At 66.8% G+C, this 17,477-nt stretch carries 20 protein-coding genes; 7 read left to right on the forward strand and 13 right to left on the reverse strand.

Annotated elements, in window-relative coordinates:
• Nucleotides 1–93: 93 nt before the first annotated feature.
• Nucleotides 94–1,749 carry a monocarboxylate uptake permease MctP gene (gene mctP, locus ABD231_RS01125; protein WP_425554134.1) on the reverse strand — a complete coding sequence of 552 codons (1,656 nt, stop codon included), beginning with the start codon at nucleotides 1,747–1,749 and terminating at the stop codon, nucleotides 94–96.
• A complete protein-coding gene (locus ABD231_RS01130; RefSeq protein ID WP_344144140.1) occupies nucleotides 1,746–2,021 on the reverse strand; it encodes a DUF3311 domain-containing protein in 276 nt (91 codons plus the stop codon). The genes mctP and ABD231_RS01130 overlap by 4 nt, the downstream gene beginning before the upstream one ends.
• Nucleotides 2,022–2,105: 84 nt before the next feature.
• Between ABD231_RS01130 and ABD231_RS01135 the strand changes: the two genes are divergently transcribed.
• On the forward strand, nucleotides 2,106–3,080 hold the full coding sequence (locus ABD231_RS01135; protein ID WP_344144142.1) for an endonuclease/exonuclease/phosphatase family protein: 975 nt from the start codon (nucleotides 2,106–2,108) through the stop codon (nucleotides 3,078–3,080).
• Here the strand turns inward: ABD231_RS01135 and ABD231_RS01140 are convergent.
• Nucleotides 3,067–3,972: a DUF2785 domain-containing protein gene (locus ABD231_RS01140; RefSeq protein ID WP_380160069.1), complete on the reverse strand. Its 906-nt coding sequence runs from the start codon at nucleotides 3,970–3,972 to the stop codon at nucleotides 3,067–3,069. The two genes, ABD231_RS01135 and ABD231_RS01140, sit on opposite strands and share 14 nt — an antisense overlap.
• A gap of 85 nt (nucleotides 3,973–4,057) precedes the next feature.
• Between ABD231_RS01140 and ABD231_RS01145 the strand changes: the two genes are divergently transcribed.
• The gene (locus tag ABD231_RS01145) at nucleotides 4,058–5,536 is read left to right on the forward strand and encodes a sensor histidine kinase (protein ID WP_344144147.1); all 1,479 of its coding nucleotides are present in this window, start codon (nucleotides 4,058–4,060) and stop codon (nucleotides 5,534–5,536) included.
• Nucleotides 5,537–5,593: 57 nt separating this feature from the next.
• On the opposite strand, the gene ABD231_RS01150 is transcribed toward ABD231_RS01145, so the two are convergent.
• Nucleotides 5,594–5,845: a WhiB family transcriptional regulator gene (locus ABD231_RS01150; RefSeq protein WP_132169366.1), complete on the reverse strand. Its 252-nt coding sequence runs from the start codon at nucleotides 5,843–5,845 to the stop codon at nucleotides 5,594–5,596.
• A gap of 411 nt (nucleotides 5,846–6,256) precedes the next feature.
• Between ABD231_RS01150 and ABD231_RS01155 the strand changes: the two genes are divergently transcribed.
• The gene (locus tag ABD231_RS01155; protein ID WP_344144149.1) at nucleotides 6,257–6,670 is read left to right on the forward strand and encodes a hypothetical protein; all 414 of its coding nucleotides are present in this window, start codon (nucleotides 6,257–6,259) and stop codon (nucleotides 6,668–6,670) included.
• A 2-nt stretch (nucleotides 6,671–6,672) separates the two neighbouring features.
• On the opposite strand, the gene ABD231_RS01160 is transcribed toward ABD231_RS01155, so the two are convergent.
• The 8 genes from ABD231_RS01160 to ABD231_RS01195 form a co-directional block, all read right to left on the reverse strand.
• Nucleotides 6,673–7,470, reverse strand: coding sequence for an RNA polymerase sigma factor SigF (locus tag ABD231_RS01160; RefSeq protein WP_344144152.1), 798 nt, complete (start codon nucleotides 7,468–7,470; stop codon nucleotides 6,673–6,675).
• Nucleotides 7,467–7,859, reverse strand: a complete 393-nt coding sequence (locus tag ABD231_RS01165; protein ID WP_344144154.1) for an ATP-binding protein — start codon at nucleotides 7,857–7,859, stop codon at nucleotides 7,467–7,469. The genes ABD231_RS01160 and ABD231_RS01165 overlap by 4 nt, the downstream gene beginning before the upstream one ends.
• 75 nt (nucleotides 7,860–7,934) lie before the next feature.
• The gene (locus ABD231_RS01170; RefSeq protein ID WP_344144156.1) at nucleotides 7,935–8,705 is read right to left on the reverse strand and encodes an amino acid ABC transporter ATP-binding protein; all 771 of its coding nucleotides are present in this window, start codon (nucleotides 8,703–8,705) and stop codon (nucleotides 7,935–7,937) included.
• A complete protein-coding gene (locus ABD231_RS01175) occupies nucleotides 8,705–9,670 on the reverse strand; it encodes an amino acid ABC transporter permease (RefSeq protein ID WP_344144158.1) in 966 nt (321 codons plus the stop codon). The genes ABD231_RS01170 and ABD231_RS01175 overlap by 1 nt, the downstream gene beginning before the upstream one ends.
• The gene (locus ABD231_RS01180; RefSeq protein WP_344144160.1) at nucleotides 9,670–10,575 is read right to left on the reverse strand and encodes an ABC transporter substrate-binding protein; all 906 of its coding nucleotides are present in this window, start codon (nucleotides 10,573–10,575) and stop codon (nucleotides 9,670–9,672) included. The genes ABD231_RS01175 and ABD231_RS01180 overlap by 1 nt, the downstream gene beginning before the upstream one ends.
• 178 nt (nucleotides 10,576–10,753) lie before the next feature.
• Complete coding sequence (locus tag ABD231_RS01185) at nucleotides 10,754–11,539, reverse strand: amino acid ABC transporter ATP-binding protein (RefSeq protein WP_344144162.1); 786 nt, start codon at nucleotides 11,537–11,539, stop codon at nucleotides 10,754–10,756.
• Between the two features lies 1 nt (nucleotide 11,540).
• Nucleotides 11,541–12,362, reverse strand: coding sequence for an amino acid ABC transporter permease (locus tag ABD231_RS01190; RefSeq protein ID WP_344144164.1), 822 nt, complete (start codon nucleotides 12,360–12,362; stop codon nucleotides 11,541–11,543).
• Complete coding sequence (locus ABD231_RS01195; protein ID WP_344144166.1) at nucleotides 12,359–13,201, reverse strand: transporter substrate-binding domain-containing protein; 843 nt, start codon at nucleotides 13,199–13,201, stop codon at nucleotides 12,359–12,361. The genes ABD231_RS01190 and ABD231_RS01195 overlap by 4 nt, the downstream gene beginning before the upstream one ends.
• A gap of 230 nt (nucleotides 13,202–13,431) precedes the next feature.
• Here ABD231_RS01195 and ABD231_RS01200 point away from each other — a divergent pair, with 230 nt between their 5' ends.
• From ABD231_RS01200 to ABD231_RS01210, 3 genes are all read left to right on the forward strand, one after another.
• The gene (locus ABD231_RS01200) at nucleotides 13,432–14,628 is read left to right on the forward strand and encodes an NAD(P)-dependent malic enzyme (RefSeq protein WP_344144168.1); all 1,197 of its coding nucleotides are present in this window, start codon (nucleotides 13,432–13,434) and stop codon (nucleotides 14,626–14,628) included.
• 167 nt (nucleotides 14,629–14,795) lie between these two features.
• The gene (locus ABD231_RS01205; RefSeq protein ID WP_344144171.1) at nucleotides 14,796–15,764 is read left to right on the forward strand and encodes a zinc-binding dehydrogenase; all 969 of its coding nucleotides are present in this window, start codon (nucleotides 14,796–14,798) and stop codon (nucleotides 15,762–15,764) included.
• Between the two features lies 1 nt (nucleotide 15,765).
• On the forward strand, nucleotides 15,766–16,293 hold the full coding sequence (locus ABD231_RS01210) for a GNAT family N-acetyltransferase (protein WP_344144173.1): 528 nt from the start codon (nucleotides 15,766–15,768) through the stop codon (nucleotides 16,291–16,293).
• Here ABD231_RS01210 and ABD231_RS01215 read toward each other — a convergent pair.
• The gene (locus ABD231_RS01215; RefSeq protein ID WP_344144175.1) at nucleotides 16,266–16,802 is read right to left on the reverse strand and encodes a CHAP domain-containing protein; all 537 of its coding nucleotides are present in this window, start codon (nucleotides 16,800–16,802) and stop codon (nucleotides 16,266–16,268) included. The genes ABD231_RS01210 and ABD231_RS01215 overlap by 28 nt on opposite strands.
• A 233-nt stretch (nucleotides 16,803–17,035) precedes the next feature.
• Here ABD231_RS01215 and ABD231_RS01220 point away from each other — a divergent pair, with 233 nt between their 5' ends.
• Nucleotides 17,036–17,338, forward strand: a complete 303-nt coding sequence (locus ABD231_RS01220; RefSeq protein WP_344144177.1) for a WhiB family transcriptional regulator — start codon at nucleotides 17,036–17,038, stop codon at nucleotides 17,336–17,338.
• Nucleotides 17,339–17,477 lie beyond the last annotated feature (139 nt).

The following is a 17,477-nucleotide window of genomic DNA, read 5'->3' on the forward strand; positions in this document are numbered from 1 at the left end:
AAGCTGACCGCGCAGCGTGTCGATATGGTGGCAAAACGTAACGTAAGAACAAAGAAAGCGGCGGCCCGCCAAGGGGCCGCCGCCGGGGAACAGCTAGGACTTGGCCGGAGCGGCGCCGTCCTCGTCGAGCAGGTCGGGCAGGTCGTGTACGCCGGGGTCACCGCGGTCGGCGGTGTAGTCCGACACGTGGGTGGCGTCGTCGCCGGCCGAGACCTTGAGGGCCCGGAAGACCAGCGTCAGCACGATCACGATCACCAGGTTGAGCCCGAACGCGACCAGACCGATGTACGCCGTGGTGTCGGTGAACGGGATGTTCGTGACCGAGCCGCCGAAGTGCTTCTTGGTCGCCGGGTTCACCACGTTGTAGGCCTCGATGGTGCCGTAGACCATCGCGACCGCCCAGCCGGCCAGCAGTGCCCACTTGTGGAACCAGCGGGTGAACAGGCCGACCACGATCGCCGGGAACGTCTGCAGGATCCAGATGCCGCCCAGCAACTGCAGGTTGAGCGAGATCGTCTTGTCCATGCCGAGCACGAACACCAGCGCGCCGAACTTCACCAGCAGCGAGGCCAGCTTGGAGACCTTGGCCTCCTGCGCCGGCGAGGCGTCCTTCTTCAGGAACTCCTTGTAGATGTTGCGGGTGAACAGGTTCGCTGCCGCGATCGACATGATCGCAGCCGGTACCAGCGCGCCGACCGCGATGGCCGCGAACGCGATGCCCGCGAACCAGGACGGGAACTCCTGGTCGAACAGCCGCGGAATCGCCAGCTGCGGGTTCGGCAGCCCGTCCAGGCCGGTGATGTTCACGTTCGCCTTGATGGCCATGAAGCCCAGCAGCGCGAGCAGACCGAGGAGCAGCGAATAGGCCGGCAGGATCGCAGCGTTCCGCCGTACGACGTTGCGGCTCTTGGTGGACAGCACCGCGGTCACCGAGTGCGGGTACATGAACAGTGCGAGCGCCGAACCCAGCGCCAGCGTCCAGTACGCCGAGTGCCCGGTCACGCCGGGGATGAACGAGCCGACCGGCTTCCCGGTGGCCGGGTTCGGCGTGGTCAGCTTCTTCTCGGCCGCACCGAAGATGGCCTCCCAGCCGCCGAGTGCGTGCGGCAGGTAGATGACTGCGACACCGATCACCAGGTAGATCAGGCCGTCCTTGACGAACGCGATCATCGCCGGTGCCCGCAGACCCGAGGAGTACGTGTACGCCGCCAGTACGGCGAACGCGATCAGCAGCGGCAGATCCTTGGCCAGCAGGTTGTCGCCGCCGAGACCCATCGTCTCGAAGACGGCCTGCATGCCGACCAGCTGCAGCGCGATGTACGGCATGGTGGCCAGGATGCCGGTCAGCGCGACCGCCAGCGACAGCCAGCGGCTGCCGTAGCGCCCGCGGACGAAGTCGGCCGGGGTCACGTAGCCGTGCCGGTGCGAGACCGACCAGAGCCGTGCCATGAAGACGAAGATCAGCGGGTACACCACGATCGTGTACGGCACGGCGAAGAAGCCGGTGACGGCTCCGGTGGCGTACATGGCGGCCGGTACGGCGATGAACGTGTACGCCGTGTAGAGGTCGCCGCCGAGCAGGAACCAGGTGATGAAGGTGCCGAAGCCGCGGCCACCCAGACCCCACTCGTCCAGGTTGTCCATCGAGGCGGCGGCCCGCCAGCGGGACGCCATGAAGCCCATCACCGTGACGGCGACGAAGATCAGGACGACGACGATCAACTGCACCCAGTCGACTGAGTGGTTCACTGCTCTGCCCCCTTCGCCGGCTTGTCCGGGTCACCGAGACCCTGGGCAGCCCGTCGTTTGCGCTCCTCGCCCATCACCAGCTTGTAGGCGATCCCCACGGTGAACACCGACAGGACGACCCAGAGCAGCTGGTACCAGTAGAAGAACGGGAAACCCCACAGTCGCGGCTCGGCCTTGGCATAGGACGAGACAATGAGCGGGGCGACGATCGTGGCCGCCAGTAGTACACCGGCGATCCAGTACGCGGGTTTCACCGCGGACAATCGGGACACTGCGAACCTCCTCGGGACAGAGCGGGCGCAACGGAGCACGCTACCGTTTCGTCCGGACAAGCGACTAGAGGTTCGGGGTGGAGCGTGGATAACGAAAAGGCATGGCTGGTACGCCGGATCGTGCTGTCCGTACTCTTCGTGGTGATCGTTGCCGTCCCGCTGTATCCGGAACTGTACGGTCTTGACGAGGTGACGCCGTTCGCCCAGCTGGTCGCATTCCGGCCGCAGGGGCTGGTCCTGGTGTTCGTACTGGCCCTGCTGATGCTAATCCGGAAGGGCTGGCGCCTAGCGGCCGGACTGGTCGCCGTACTGGCTCTGATCGGTGCTGGGCTGACCCTGCCGCGGGTGACGAGTGATCCGAAGCCTCCGGCGGCGGACACCCGGGTGCTGACCATCATGGTCGCCAACGTGCTGGGTGGCGGTGCCAACGCCGGTGCGGTCGCGGAGCTCATCCGGGAGCGCAAACCGGACCTGGTGTCGTTGCCGGAGGCACAGGTCGATGTCCGCGAGGAGATCCGGGCGCAGCTCGAGGACCTGAAGTACGCCGGTTACACCGAACAGCCCACCAGAGCCGTGGAGAGCGCCACCAGCGTGCTCGTAGCGGCCTCTCTGGGCGCTGTGCAGGTCAAGCCGGACCTTCCGACCAGCTTCGGCAATCTGATGGTGACAGGCGGCAATCTGGGCGAGGTGCGGCTGGTCGCGTACCACGGCTTCCCGCCGCTACCGGAGGACGTGCCGCCGTGGAAGCACGATCTGATGCAGCTACGGCGCTGGTGCGCGCAGGACCCGCCGACGATCGTGGCCGGTGATTTCAACGCGACCCTGGACCACGCGGACTTCCGCTGGGCACTCGCCTCGAACTGTCACAGCGTCGGACCGTCCGTGGGCGGTGGCTTCAAGGGCACCTGGCCGTCCGACCAGCCGGCCATCGCCCGGACCCAGATCGACCACGTCCTGGCCACCCGGCCGATCCAGCCGCTCCAGTTCGCGACGTACGAGATCGCCGGCACCGACCACCTCGCGGTGGTGGCAACAGTCGCAGTACCTAAGACGGATTAGTCGCCGGCCGGTAGATGTAGGGCTGTGAGCCCTGCACAGCCTCGGTGAGCATCAGCAGCAGGTCCGCACGGGCTTCGATAGGCCGTCCGAACAGCTCGTCGTCACCAGGGATCGGGAAGCCCTTCACTCCGATCGCCAGCTGGCTCAGCAGCACGTGCAGGACCCCGCGGGCGTTGAAGACCGGGGGAGTCGGCCACTCCGGCAGCGTCTCGTGCATGAGCGGTTGCTGGGCCGCAGTGGCGGCGATCGGCTTCAGCCAGCGCTCCAGCTCGTCACTGGTGAGCATGTTGCGGTGCAGGATCGTCATGACCGCGTGCGCGACCCGGTCGTGCTCCTCGTGCACCCAGCGGTACTGCGTGTCCTTGACGATCCGGTCCGCCAGTACGTCGAGCAGTGCCCGAAGCACGCCGATGTCGCAGTGCCGCGACCGGGCCAGTGCGCCGATCGCATCCGCACCGTGCGCAACCGCATGCGCCCAGCCGCAGTCCGGCACGTAGCCACGCAAGTCGCGCTCGCGCAGCAGCCAGGTGGCCAGCCGGTCGCCCCAGCGCATCACCACCTCGTCGTGGACGAGGAACTCGGCGTTGTCGCGGTGGATGACCTCAGCCAGCGTCAGTGCGGTGAAGGAGCGCCGGAAGACACTGTCCGTGCCGTCCTCGCCGAGTCCGTACGACAGTCCGGCACAGAGACCGTCACCGAAGCCGGGCAGCAGGTCGTCGTACACGCCGCGCTCGAGCCAGGTCGCCAAAGTGGGATAGGCCAGTGCGTCACGCACCTGCGGGTTGGTCGACGCGAGGCCGCGGACGAGCTCTTCGGTGAGGTCGTTGAGCGCACGGTCGTGAGGGACCGCATAGTCCGCGGCCATCACGTCCTGCCAGTACGTCGACTCCACCAAGATCATCCTTCCGCCCGTCTGAGATCAAACACCTGTCTACACCCATCTGTCGAGTCGTATCCCCGTCGGTAGCATCAGGGCTGTGCCGTCTTTGAGTGACGTGGCCAGAAACCACACAACACTGGACCAGGCCGACCTGGATCGCCTGCAGCTGCTCGTCTCGGACTGGCAGATGCTGGCCGACCTGTCGTTCGCCGATCTGGTCCTCTGGCTGCCCGACACCGAAGGCCTCGGTTTCTGGGCCGGCGCCCAGATGCGGCCGACGACCGGACCGACGGCGTACCTGGACGACATCGTCGGCTCCTTCATCCCGCGCGGCCGCCGGCACCTGCTGGACCAGGCGTACGACGGGGGCCGGATCTGCCGCGAAGGCGACCCGGAGTGGCGCGACGACGTACCGGTGCGGGTCGAGACGATCCCCGTACGGCGTGGCTCCCGGGTGATCGCGGTGATCGCCCGCAACACCAACCTGCTCGGCGTCCGGACCCCGTCCCGGCTCGAGATCGCCTACCTCCAGAGCGCGACCGACCTGGCCCGGATGATCACCGACGGCATCTTCCCGTACGGCGGGGAGCGGCTGCTGTCCACGTCGCCCCGGGTCGGGGATGGCTGCATCAGGGTCGACCGGCACGCGATGGTGACGTTCGCGAGCCCGAACGCGTTGTCGGCGTACCGGCGGATGGGGCTCGTCACCGACCTGGTCGGCAGCCGGCTCAAGGACGTGACCGCGGAGCTCCTGCACACCGGGACCAAGGTCGACGACGTGCTCGCGACCGTGCTGACCGGACGCGCGGCGCAGGAGATCGAGATCGAGAACGCCGATGCGACCCTGTTCCTGCGGGCGATCCCGTTGCGCGCCGACGGTCAGCATGTGGGAGCGCTCATCCTCCTCAGGGATGTCACCGAGCTGCGGAGCCGGGAGCGGGAGCTGGTCACCAAAGAGGCGACCATCCGGGAGATTCATCATCGCGTCAAGAACAACTTGCAGACCGTCGCCGCGTTACTGCGGATGCAGGGCCGGCGGATCACCGTGCCGGAAGCCCAGGAGGCACTGGCCGAGGCGGTACGGCGGGTTGGGTCGATCGCCATCGTCCACGAGACGCTGTCGGAATCGTTCGACGAGCATGTGGACTTCGACGATGTGGCAGACCGGGTCGCGGCGATGGTGGCCGACGTGTCGACCGTCGCGACAGCCGTGGAGATCCGGCGGACCGGAAGTTTCGGTGTCCTGGATTCGGACGAGGCCACACCGCTCGCGATGGTCCTGACCGAGCTCATGCAGAATTCGGTCGAGCATGCGTTCGGCACCCGTGACGGAGAAGAAACGTCCGGAACCATCGAGTTACTGGCCGAACGATCCGTCGGCCGATTGCGGGTCGATGTGATCGACGACGGTCAGGGTCTGCCCGCGAACTTCGATTCCGAGCTGTCCGGAAATCTGGGGCTGTCGATCGTCCGCACCCTGGTGCTGGGTGAATTGGACGGCACGCTGGAGTTCGGCGCCCGCCGCGACGGCAAGAGCGGAACCCAGGTCACACTCGACATTCCGGTCCCGGAATAGCGCAGTGCTGAAATGGCGAAGGCCCCGCGGATCCCGCGGGGCCTCGACGAAGAACACTCAGGCGGTGCGGATGCGCTGACGGGCGTTACGGCGCTTCAGCGCACGTCGCTCGTCCTCGCTCAGGCCGCCCCAGACACCGTGGTCCTGGCCGGCTTCCAGTGCCCACGCGAGGCACTGCTCACGCACGTCGCACCGGCGGCACACCTGCTTGGCCTCCTCGATCTGCATGATCGCGGGCCCGGTGTTGCCGATGGGGAAGAACAGTTCCGGGTCCTCATCGAGGCAAATGGCCCGGTGGCGCCAATCCATGGCGAATCCCATCTCTCTCAGTAGTGGAAGTACGCTGTCGGTTAGGTCTGTGCCCGATCAGCGGGTGCTGTACTCGTCGTACTTCTCGCGACGGAGGGGACCGTCGGGCGAGGGTCTGAATGTTCGCGGCAAGTTGTGAACGCTTTCACGAATGACTCCATGTTCCCAATCTCAGGCGTGTGAAACAAGGGTTCTGGAGTTGTCGATCAGATCACAACACTTCCTTAACACTACGAACCGGTGCGTGACGGTGCTCCCCGTCCGTTAACCGGACAGAGGCGCGAACTCGCAATCACCCGTTCACTGCAAGTAACCGATCGGACAACGCTTTGGTTACGCACAACCTCGAATCCCTGTAGGGCTGGGGTTACGCCACCCAAAACCTCGGTGCACAGCGTCTAGGCTGGCGGAGTGCCGACCGACTCCCCAGCTGCCGTAGTACCTAGAGCACTGAAGCTAGCCGCGGCGGTGGTCGCAGCGGAAGGGCTTGTGCTCGTCGTTCTCGGAATTGCCGAAGCATTTACGATTCAGGGCTCACGCCTGGTGCTCGGCCTGACCACGACCGTGTTCTTCGTGCTGTACGGCGGGGGTCTGGCGGTCGTCGCGCGCGGTCTGTCCCGGGCGTCGACGTGGAGCCGTGGACCAGCCGTGTTCGCCCAGCTGATCCAGCTCCTGATCGCCTACAGCTTCTGGGGCGGCGCGACCTTGGGGGTCGCGATCGCGCTCGCAGTGGCAGCGGCCGGCGTACTGGTCGGGGTCTTCCGCAAGGAATCCACCGAAGCCCTTGCCGACAACCCCGAGAAAGATCATCCGCCAGTCCTGTAGCGCTATTCCTTGAGCAATCCGGCCCGCAGTTCGGTCAGCGTGCGGGCCAGCAACCGGGAGACATGCATCTGCGAGATGCCGATCTCTTCGGCGATCTGGGACTGCGTCATGCCGCGGAAAAATCGCAGTGTGAGGATCCGCTTCTCCCGCGTGTCCAGCTGGGCCAGCAAGGGTTTGAGCGACTCGCGATACTCGACGCTCTCCAGTGCCTCGTCCTCGCCACCCAGCCCGTCCAGGACCGTGGTCGCGTCCGACTCGTTCTGATCGGGAGCGTCCAAAGACAAGGTGTTGTAGGCGTTTGCGGACTCGAGCCCCTCGATCACCAGGTCAGCCGGGAGGTTGAGACGCACCGCCAGCTCGGCCACGGTCGGGGCTCTACCGAGCTCCTGAGTCAGCTCGGCGGTGGCCGCGGTCAGCGACAACCGCAGCTCCTGCAGGCGCCGCGGTACCCGGATCGCCCAGCCCTTGTCGCGGAAATACCGCTTGATCTCGCCGAGAATCGTCGGTGTCGCGTACGTCGAGAACTCGACTCCGCGGTCGGAGTCAAACCGGTCGATCGCCTTGATCAGCCCGATCGTCGCGACCTGCACGAGGTCGTCGTACGGCTCACCGCGGTTGCGGAAGCGGCGGGCCAGGTGCTCGACCAACGGCATATGCAGCGAGACCAGACCATCGCGGGCGGCCGTGTGATCCGGCGTACCGGCCCCAGCTGCAGCCATCGCAGCGAAGAAGGCAGCCGTCCGCGTGCGTAAATCGGAGTGATGGTCCTGGGAATCGCCCAGGTCTCTTTCGTCGCTCACGCCTTCTCCGTGGCGGTGGCGGTGGCCGTCACGGTGATGGTCAGCCGGCCGTCGATCGTCTCGACGGCGGCGGTCTCGACCAGTGCGGTCAGCACGGTCCAGCCGAACGACGACGTGTCCGGGGTCCAGCCGGCCGGTACGACGGCGCTCGTGCGGACCGTGAGCTGCGGCGGGTCGATCGCGAAGACGCAGTCCAGGACGCCGTCCGTGGCCTGCGGGAGCAGCAGTGAACACGCCTCGTCCACGGCGATCCGCAGATCGTCGATCGCGTCCACGGTGAAGTCGTTGCGGGCCGCAAGGTTGCCCACCACCGACCGTGGTACGGCGATGTACGCACCATCGGCCGGGATACTCAGGCGGACCTCGGCCGATTGCCCCGTGCTGCTCACGTCGTCTCCTCAGAATAAAGAGTGTGCGCCGTACATCTACCACTCTCAGCGCATTTGATGCACGGCGCCAGATCCTCAGTCGTGTTCGGACCTCAGACGTGACAAGAACGTCTTGGTGCGCTGGTGTTGCGGGTTGCCGATCACGTCGGCCGGCGGACCGGCCTCGACGACCACGCCGCCGTCCATGAAGACGACGGTGTCGGCCACCTCGCGGGCGAACGACATCTCGTGGGTGACCACGATCATCGTCATCCCGTCGGCGGCCAGTTCGCGCATCACCGACAGGACCTCGCCGACCAGTTCGGGGTCGAGCGCGGAGGTCGGCTCGTCGAACAGCATCAGCTTGGGCTGCATGGCCAGCGCTCTGGCGATCGCAACTCGTTGCTGCTGGCCACCGGACAGTTGCGCCGGGTACGCCGCCGTACGGTCGCCGAGGCCAACTCGGTCGAGCAGCGACTGCGCCCGGTCGCGGGCGGCCTTCTTCGACTCACCCTTGACCTGGACCGGCGCCTCGATCACGTTCTGCAGCGCGGTCATGTGCGGGAACAGGTTGAACCGCTGGAAGACCATGCCGATCTCGCGCCGCTGGGCCGCGATCTCCTTGTCCTTCAGGCGATACAGCTTGCCGTCGCGGTCGGAGTACCCCATCAGGTCGTCGTCGACCCAGATCCGGCCGCCGTCGATCGTCTCGAGCTGGTTGATACAGCGCAGGAACGTCGTCTTACCCGAACCCGAAGGCCCGAGCAGGCAGACGACCTGGCCGGCGTCGACATCGAGGTCGATGCCTTTCAGTACCTCGTTGTGATGGAACGACTTGCTCACGTTGACTGCGTGGACGAGTGGCATCAGGCACCCCCTGCCCCGGCCGGACGGGCAGCCCGCGGCGCTGTCGTACCGAAGCCCTTGCCGAAGTGCCGCTCGAGGAAGTACTGCCCGACCATCAGCACACTGGTCGCGGCCAGGTAGTACAGCGTCGCGGCGACCGCGATCGGGAACGTCTTGTAGTACGTCGAACCGATCGACTGCAACTGATAGAACAGCTCGCCGATCACCGGCACGGCCAGCAGCAGCGAGGTGTCTTTCAGCATCGCGATCGTCTCGTTGCCGGTCGGCGGCACGATCACCCGCATCGCCTGCGGCAGCACGACCCGGCGCATCGCCTTGCCCTTGCTCATCCCGAGCGCCTCGGCGGCCTCGGCCTGGCCCTTGTCCACCGACATGATGCCGGCCCGGGCGATCTCGGCCATGTACGCCGCCTCGGACAGCCCGAGACCGATGACACCGGCAACGAGTCCGGTGAACACCTGGTTCGCGTCCAGGGTCAGGAACCGCCAGTCACCGGACATCCCGAGCCAGTCGATGATCTTCCAGTCGAACGGGATGCCGAACGCGATGCCCTGCGGGAAGAGCACGCCGAGCGTGCCCATCGAGAACAGCAGCAGGTACCGCGGGATGCTGCGGAAGAACCACGTGAACAGCCAGGACACCCCGGACAGGATCGGGTTGTCCGACAACCGCATCGTCGCCAGCAGCACGCCCCCGCCGACACCCACGACCATCGCCAGCACGGTGACCAGCAGCGTGCCCTTGAGGAACCCGTTGATCACCGGCGACTGGTTCATCGCCTGGAAGACGAAGCTCCAGTCGAACGCCTTGTTGGTGACCAGCAGATGCACCAGCATCGCGGCCAGGACCGCGATCACCGCGATCGCGACCCACCGGCCCGGATGCCGCACCGGTACGGCGTTGATGGCGCCCGGCCGGTCCGTCGTACCGGCCGGGGTGCCGTCTGAGGTGGTCTCCGCACTCATCAGGGGTTGACCGCGAAGTCGGTGATCGCTCCCGACTCGTTGCCCCACTTGGCCAGTGCGGCCTTGTAGGAGCCGTCGGCCGCCGCCGACTTCAGCGCCTCGACGATCGCTTCCGCGAACTCGGTCTGCGCCTTCGGGATGACATAGCCGTACGGCGCGGCGTCGTAGATCTCACCGAGCTGCTCGAGCGCGCCGTTGGTCTGCTTGACCGCGTACAGCGAGATCGGGGAGTCGGCGAGCATCGCGTCGGCCTTGCCGGCCACGAGGTCGGCGGTCGCCTGGTCCTGCTTCTCGCGGACCAGCGGCTTGATCTCGGGCTTGCCGTCGGCCTTGCACTTGGCCTGCCGCTTCGGCAGGTCGTCCTCCAGTTGCGTGGTGCCCTTCTGTACGGCGACCGTCTTGCCGCAGGCGTCGTCGGGATTGACGCCCTTCGGGTTGCCCTTCGCGGTCACCCACAGGGTGCCGGCGCTGAAGTAGCTGACCATGTTGACCTGCTGCTTGCGCTTGTCGTTGATCGTGAACGACGAGACGCCGACGTCGTACTTGCCGCTCTGGACACCGGTGATGATGGTGTCGAAGCCGGCCGGCTGCCAGTCGACGGTGACGCCGAACTTGGCCGCGACGGTGTTGAACAGGTCGACATCCATGCCGACCACGGTCTTGCCGCCCTGGAGCGACTCGTTCGGCGGGTAGCTCGCGTCGACGCCGACGACGATCTTCTTCGCCGCCGCGATCTTCGGGGGCAGCTTGCCGCTCAGGTCCGGCCCACCGCTGGTCGGCGTACTCGAGGACGCACTGTTCGGCGCACTCGGGCTCGAGCCGGAGCCAAGCGAGTCCGAACCGCATCCCGCCGCCGCCAGAACCAGAACGCCCGACAGAACGAGCGTCCTCCGCAGGACAGACATCTAGTCCTCCAATACCGGGGTGCCGGCCGGTTTCCGGCGCCGTGTGGTCCGCATCTTGACACAGGGTGATGCCCCCGACGCAGCGTCAACTCCGGAATGGAGACCTATTCGTAGCCGATGTGAACCCCACGCGTGCGGCCCGTCGACAGACCGGGCACGCAGCGTGACGAAGTACGGGTCAGAGGTCCTGGACGTGGGTGGGGTCGAGGACGCGGCGGAGGAAGAGCTGGGTGCGCTCCTGCTGCGGGTTGCCGATCACCTCGGCGGGCGGGCCCTGCTCGACGATGACGCCGCCGTCCATGAAGACCACGCGGTCGGCGACCTCCCGGGCGAAGGCCATCTCGTGGGTGACGACGAGCATCGTCATCCCCTCGAGGGCCAGCTTGCGCATGACGGTCAGTACGTCGCCGACGAGCTCCGGGTCGAGCGCGGAAGTCGGCTCGTCGAAGAGCATCAGCGCCGGGTCCATCGACAGCGCGCGGGCAATCGCGACCCGCTGCTGCTGACCGCCGGACAACTGTGCCGGGAACGCATCGACCTTCTCGTTCAGACCGACCCGCTCGAGGTTGGCCCGCGCGATCTTCTCGGCGTCGGCCGGCTTGCGCTTCAGGACCGTGGTCTGGGCGACCGTGCAGTTCGCCAGCACACTCAGATGCGGGAACAGGTTGAACTGCTGGAACACCATGCCGATCCCCGCACGAGCGGCGTCCAGGTGGCAGTCCGGGTCGGTTATCTCCTCACCGCGGACGATCACCTGACCCTCCTGGGGCACCTCGAGCAGGTTGACGCACCGCAGCAGCGTCGACTTGCCCGAGCCGGACGGCCCGATCACACAGACGACCTCGCCCTGCTCGACGGTGAAGTCGATCCCGCGCAGGACGTGGTTGCTGCCGAACGATTTGTGGAGGTTCTTGATTTCTACCGACCGGGGTGGTGGGGTGGGGGAGGTATTCAAACTAGCCATGTCAGCGGGCCCTCGCTGCCTTCGCCTCGAGCCGGCGGACCAGGAGGCCCAGCGGCAGGGTGATGATCAGGTAGCAGAAGCCGCAGACCACGATCGGGGTCAGGTTCGAATAGGTGTTGGCCAGGTCCCGGCCGAAGCCGGTCAGCTCGTAGCCGTCGGCCGCGACACCGATCATGAAGACGAGCGACGAGTCCTTGACCAGCAGGATCAGGTCGTTGGTCAGTGGCGGCAGCACGATCCGGAAGGCCTGCGGGAGCACGATCTTCCGCAGCGCCAAACCGGACGGCATGCCCAGTGAGCGGGCCGCCTCGATCTGGCCCTTCGGAACCGCCTGGATGCCGGCCCGGATCACCTCGGCCATGTACGCCGCGGCGACGATTCCGAGCGCGAGCCAGACGACGCCGTACGGGTCCCAGGGGATCGTCATACCCTCGAACGCCAGCGGCAGCAGGCTGAACGCGATGAAGACCACGATCGCCGGCAGGCCGCGGAAGAACTCGATGTAGGCGGTCGCGAGCCACCGGTACGGGCCGACGCTGCTGAGTCGCATCAGCGCCAGCAGCGTGCCGCCGGCCAGGCCGATGACGAAGGCGCCGGCGGTGTACTCGAGCGTCTTGATCAGCGCCTGCAGTACGCCGTCCTGGAACGTCGACTTGATGAACTCGGGCTTGAAGAAGACCGAGCCGATCTGACCCCAGTCGGCGCTGAACAGCGCGAACAGGGCCACGGCCACGAGGACGGCGTACTGGATCAGGCGGGAGCGCTGAGCCCGCTTGCGCGGACTCAGCCCTTGACGTACGACGGTGTCGGCCGGAGTACTCACTTCTTCGGCTCAACCCCGAACCACGTCTTGTAGATCTCGTTGTACTTGCCGTCGCTCTTCGCCTTGGCCAGCAGTTCGTTGAACTTGGCCACGATCTTCGGGCCGGTGCCGTCCTTCAGCGCCGCGAACCCGTACTGCTCGCCGGTGTCGAACTCGGCCACCACGGCCATGTCCGGGTTGTCCTTGACGAAGTCGTAGAGCACGCCGTTGTCGTTGATCGCGGCGTCCACCCGGCCCGACTTCACGTTGTTGCCCTGCAGGGCCAGGTCGTTGAACGGGATCACCGTGTAACCGTTGGCGGCCGCGTTCTTGTCGGCGTACTCCTTACCGGTGGTGTCGGCCTGGGCGCCGAGCTTCTTGCCCTTCAGGTCGGCCAGACCCTTGATGCCGGAGTCCTTCTTGGCCATCAGCACCTGAGTGGCGTCCATGTACGGGTCGGTGATGCTGAGCGCGGCCTTGCGCGGCTCGTTGATCGTCATCGCGCCCATGCCGATATCGCACTTCTTCGCCTTGAAGGCGGCGCCCGAGGTGACCTGGGCCCACTCGATGTTGACCACGTCGGTCTTCAGCCCGAGGTCCTCGGCGAGCAGGTTCAGCAGGTCGACGTCGAAGCCGACGACCTTGGTGCCGTCCTTGTACTGGAACGGCTTGTACGGCAGGTGGGTACAGATCGTCAGCTGGCCGGACTTCACCAGGTCGATCCCGGCAGCCTTGGCCTTGTCGCCGGATCCACCGCTGCCGGACTCGCCGCCACAGGCGGTGAGTGCGAGCGCGAGCGCCGAAACGGCGACCGCCGCGGTGATCCGGCGATGCGTACGGAGAGTGCGGACGATGTTCATCGCGATTACTCCTCGACAGGGGTCTGGATCCCCGAATCCTGGCACAGCGGGCAGTTCGCGGCCCCGGACTGACCGGGATCGTTATCTGTGTGGGGCCGCTCACAGCAGACCAGTAGGCGCTGTGGTTTACTCGGTTCCGCACGGGTGACCCCCTGGAAACAGCGCCGTTTCGACGCATCAACGTCGGGCGCACTCAGTCTTGTACACACACCTTCCCGAGGGGTTCTGTCATGGTCGCCCAGCCTGTTTCGCCTGTTGTCTCCGATCCTTACGCCGGTGATCCGGTCTTCGAGTTGCACGTCGGCGGCAAGATCGAGGTGACGTCCTCGGTGCACGTCACCGACGCCGCCGAACTGTCCAAGGCCTACACCCCGGGCGTCGCCCGGGTCTGTACGGCGATCGCCGAGGACCCGTCGTTGGCCCGCCGCTACACCTGGCGGTCGAACGTGGTCGCAGTCGTCACCGACGGAACCGCCGTACTGGGTCTCGGTGACATCGGGCCGACCGCGTCGCTGCCGGTGATGGAGGGCAAGGCGCTGCTGTTCAAGGAGTTCGGTGGGGTCGACTCGGTGCCGATCGCGCTCGACTGCACCGACGTGGACGAGTTCGTCGAGACAGTCGCGCGGATGGCGCCGTCGTTCGGCGGAATCAACCTGGAGGACATCTCGGCACCACGCTGCTTCGAGATCGAGCGCCGGCTGAAGGAGCGGCTGGACATCCCGGTCTTCCACGACGACCAGCACGGTACGGCGGTCGTCGTACTGGCCGCGTTGCAGAACGCGCTCCGGGTCACGGGGAAGTCGATCGCCGAGATCCGCGTGGTGATCTCCGGAGCCGGGGCGGCCGGGGTCGCGTGTGCCCGGATCCTGCTGCAGGCGGGTGTCGGCGACCTGGCTGTGGTGGATTCGAAGGGCGTGCTGCACGAGGACCGCGCCGACCTGAACCCGGTGAAGCTCTCGCTGGCCCGCGACACGAACACCGGCGGCCTGTCCGGCCGGCTGGTGGACGCGCTCGATGGCGCCGATGTCTTCCTGGGTGTTTCCGGCGGGACGGTTCCCGAGGAGGCGATCGCCCGGATGGCCCCCGACGCGATGATCTTCGCCCTCGCCAACCCGAACCCCGAAGTCCACCCCGACATCGCCCACCGGCACGCCGCAGTCGTCGCTACCGGCCGCTCGGACTTCCCCAACCAGATCAACAACGTGCTCGCGTTCCCCGGCATCTTCCGCGGCGCCTTCGACGCCAACGCCTCCCGCATCACCGAAGGCATGAAGCTAGCCGCCGCCAACGCCCTGGCCGGCCTGATCACCCCCGGCGACCTGCGCCCCGACTACATCATCCCGTCCCCCTTCGACCCCCGAGTCGCGCCCGCAGTAGCCGCCGCGGTCGCCGCCGCAGCCCACACCGACAACGTCGCCCGCCCCTAGCCGCTCCGCCTCCGGCGTACCGACCGACTGTTAGTAGTGGGCAGCTCACGGCCCAGCCGAGCCTTGATCCACCGTGCGGATGCCTCGCCACGTCCACTACCAACAGTCCTTCGGTACGGGTGAGGTTGGTCGCTGACGGGGGTGGGGGGAGCGCTTAGGGTGATTGGATGCTTGCTGCTTATGCTGCTCGGTTTGATGCGGAGGATCCCGTCGGGGCGCTCGAGGTGGGGGAGCGGCCGGAGCCTGCGGTGCGGGACGGGTGGGTGACGATCGACGTGAAGGCGTCGGCGTTGAACCATCACGACCTGTGGTCGCTCAAGGGCGTGGGGCTGGCCGAGGCGAACCTGCCGATGATCCTCGGGTGTGACGCGGCCGGGGTCGATCCGGATGGCAACGAGGTGGTTGTGCATGCGGTGGTGTCGGATCCGGAGTGGCGGGGCGACGAGACGCTCGACCCGAAGCGGTCGCTGCTGAGTGAGCGGTACGACGGGACGCTGGCCGAGAAGGTGTCGGTTCCGGCGCGGAACGTCGTACCGAAGCCTGCTGGGATGAGCTTCGAGCAGGCGGCGTGTCTGCCGACTGCTTGGCTGACGGCGTACCGGATGTTGTTCACGCAGTCCGACCTGAAGCCGGGTGACACCGTGCTGGTGCAGGGTGCTGGCGGTGGGGTGGCGACCTCGCTGATCACGCTGGCGCGGGCGGCCGGGATTCGGGTCTGGGCGACCAGCCGGGACGAGGCGAAGCGTTCGAAGGCGCTGGAGATCGGTGCGCACGACGTGTTCGAGTCCGGGGCGCGACTGCCGGAGCGGGTGGACGCGGTGATGGAAACGGTCGGGCAGGCCACGTGGTCGCACTCGCTGAAGTCGCTCAAGCAGGGCGGGACGGTGGTGATCTCGGGGGCGACGAGTGGGCAGGCGCCGAAGTCGGCCGAGCTGAACCGGATCTTCTTCCTGCAGTTGCGGGTGCAGGGCTCCACGATGGGGACCCGGACCGAGCTGGCCGAGCTCGTCCAGTTCATGGCGAACGCCGGGATCTCGCCGCACATCGACACCGTGCTGCCGCTGGCGGACGCGCGGGACGGGTTCGCCAAGATGAATGCGGGTGACGTCTTCGGGAAGATCGTCTTCACTGTCTGACATGACTCCCGAGATCCGCCCGGCGACGGTCGAGGACGCCGAAGCCGCCGCCTGGTGTCACCTTCAATGCTGGCAGGAGGCGTACGCCGGACTCGCCCCCGCCGACGTACTTGCCCAGCGAACCGCGAACGTCGACCAGCGGATCGAGCGCTGGTCGCAGGCGATCCAGGATGGGAAGACGCGCTGGCTCGCGATCAACCCTGCCGAGGCGCCGGTGCGGGACCGGGTGGTCGGGTTCGTGGGGACGAGTCCGGGGCGGGATGAGGATTCGCCGGTGGCGTTGGAGTTGCAGGCGATCTACACGCGCCAGGCCTGGTGGGGGAGCGGGCTGGGGACGCGGTTGCTGGACGTTGCTATCGGCAAGGATCCGGCGTACCTGTGGGTGTTCGAGGACAACGAGCGGGCGCTCGGGTTCTACCGCCGGCACGGATTCGCCCCGGACGGCACCCGCAAGCACGACGAGTACTTCGATCTGTGGGAGATTCGCCTCGTCCGGACGGGTCATCCGACGGCGGAGACCCAGCCGTAGATGTTGCCGGGCCGACCGGCCGCCTTGGCCCTGGTCGGGTCGAACGGGCCGTGCTTGCGGACCGCGTTGTTCGAGTTGCCCTCGACGGTGGTGATGGTTCCGTTGCCCACCGCAACTACGACCCCGGTGTGTACCGACGTGCTCGTGTTCTGCGGACCCGTGCCGTACAGGACGATGTCGCCGGGCTTCATCCCCGTGTTGGTGGCATGCGACCGGCCGTTGCGGGTGCCCCAGGTGTAGATGTCGCCGGTGAAACCGTAGTTCGGGATGTTGATGCCGGCCTGGCGCCAGGTCCAGGTCGCGAAGTGCGCGCACCAGGCCTGGCACGGGCCGTAGGGGTTGCAGTTACTTCCCGGCGGCGTTTCGCCCTGGCCGATCTCACCGTTGGCCGCCGCGACGACGGTGCTGCGAACATCCGCGACTGCCGGCGCAACCGCCGTGGCGCTCGAGGCGGTGACGGCGAGCAGCACGCCACCCATCAACTGAACCAGAACTCGTGAAAGACGCATCGGATCTCCTGTCTTCGGTGTCACGGACTGTCGCGGCTCTGATCAGTCTGTAACTAAATCACCACTCACCGCAACTGTTTGTAGTTTTATTACTACGGAATGAATTGGTCTACGTTTCACGCCGGAAACATTGGCGTCGCACCGGGGCAACGCGGGTGGAGCACGCTGTTCCTACCGCCGAGAAACCCCCGGCGGATTCGATCCGCCCGATCGATGAGGGAGCAGGAGTGCCCATGAGGCCGCTTTTGACGGTGATCGTCGACCCCGCCGACAACTGGATGAGCCGCGCCGCGTGCGTCGGCCAGGCCCCGTCGTACGACGAGAGCGCCAGCCAGTGGGAGCAGCGCAAGGCGCAGGCGGTCTGCCTGACCTCGTGCCCGGTCCTCGAGGAATGCCGCGAATGGGCCCGCCGCACCAAGTTCACCGGCACCGCCGCCGGCGAGAAGTTCCTCTCCGGCCGCCGCCGCGGCCGCCCCGGCCCCCAGGAACGCCGTACCCGCATCCCCGAAGTCGCCGCCGAACAGCAGGCCAGCTAACCCCCGCCTCCCGCCGATCCCCATCTCGTGGGTTGACCCACGAGCTTGTGGGTTCCCCACCCGCATGCGGGTACAGAACCCACAACCGGATGGGTGAACCCATCAAAGGGCGGTGGGCGGCAGGTGGGGCCTGCGGATG

Origin of the sequence: Kribbella yunnanensis (assembly GCF_039529655.1) — a bacterium.
Taxonomy (GTDB): Bacteria; Actinomycetota; Actinomycetes; order Propionibacteriales; family Kribbellaceae; genus Kribbella; species Kribbella yunnanensis.

What these genes read in the sequence shown, in the direction of transcription:
- ABD231_RS01150 (WP_132169366.1), bottom strand. Translation starts at nt 5,845, where the DNA reads ATGGATTGGCGCCACCGGGCCATTTGCCTCGATGAGGACCCGGAACTG.
- ABD231_RS01170 (WP_344144156.1), bottom strand. Translation starts at nt 8,705, where the DNA reads ATGCCACTCGTCCACGCAGTCAACGTGAGCAAGTCGTTCCATCACAAC.
- ABD231_RS01175 (WP_344144158.1), bottom strand. Translation starts at nt 9,670, where the DNA reads ATGAGTGCGGAGACCACCTCAGACGGCACCCCGGCCGGTACGACGGAC.
- ABD231_RS01180 (WP_344144160.1), bottom strand. Translation starts at nt 10,575, where the DNA reads ATGTCTGTCCTGCGGAGGACGCTCGTTCTGTCGGGCGTTCTGGTTCTG.
- ABD231_RS01185 (WP_344144162.1), bottom strand. Translation starts at nt 11,539, where the DNA reads ATGGCTAGTTTGAATACCTCCCCCACCCCACCACCCCGGTCGGTAGAA.
- ABD231_RS01195 (WP_344144166.1), bottom strand. Translation starts at nt 13,201, where the DNA reads ATGAACATCGTCCGCACTCTCCGTACGCATCGCCGGATCACCGCGGCG.
- ABD231_RS01200 (WP_344144168.1), top strand. Translation starts at nt 13,432, where the DNA reads ATGGTCGCCCAGCCTGTTTCGCCTGTTGTCTCCGATCCTTACGCCGGT.
- ABD231_RS01205 (WP_344144171.1), top strand. Translation starts at nt 14,796, where the DNA reads ATGCTTGCTGCTTATGCTGCTCGGTTTGATGCGGAGGATCCCGTCGGG.
- ABD231_RS01210 (WP_344144173.1), top strand. Translation starts at nt 15,766, where the DNA reads ATGACTCCCGAGATCCGCCCGGCGACGGTCGAGGACGCCGAAGCCGCC.
- ABD231_RS01215 (WP_344144175.1), bottom strand. Translation starts at nt 16,802, where the DNA reads ATGCGTCTTTCACGAGTTCTGGTTCAGTTGATGGGTGGCGTGCTGCTC.
- ABD231_RS01220 (WP_344144177.1), top strand. Translation starts at nt 17,036, where the DNA reads ATGAGGCCGCTTTTGACGGTGATCGTCGACCCCGCCGACAACTGGATG.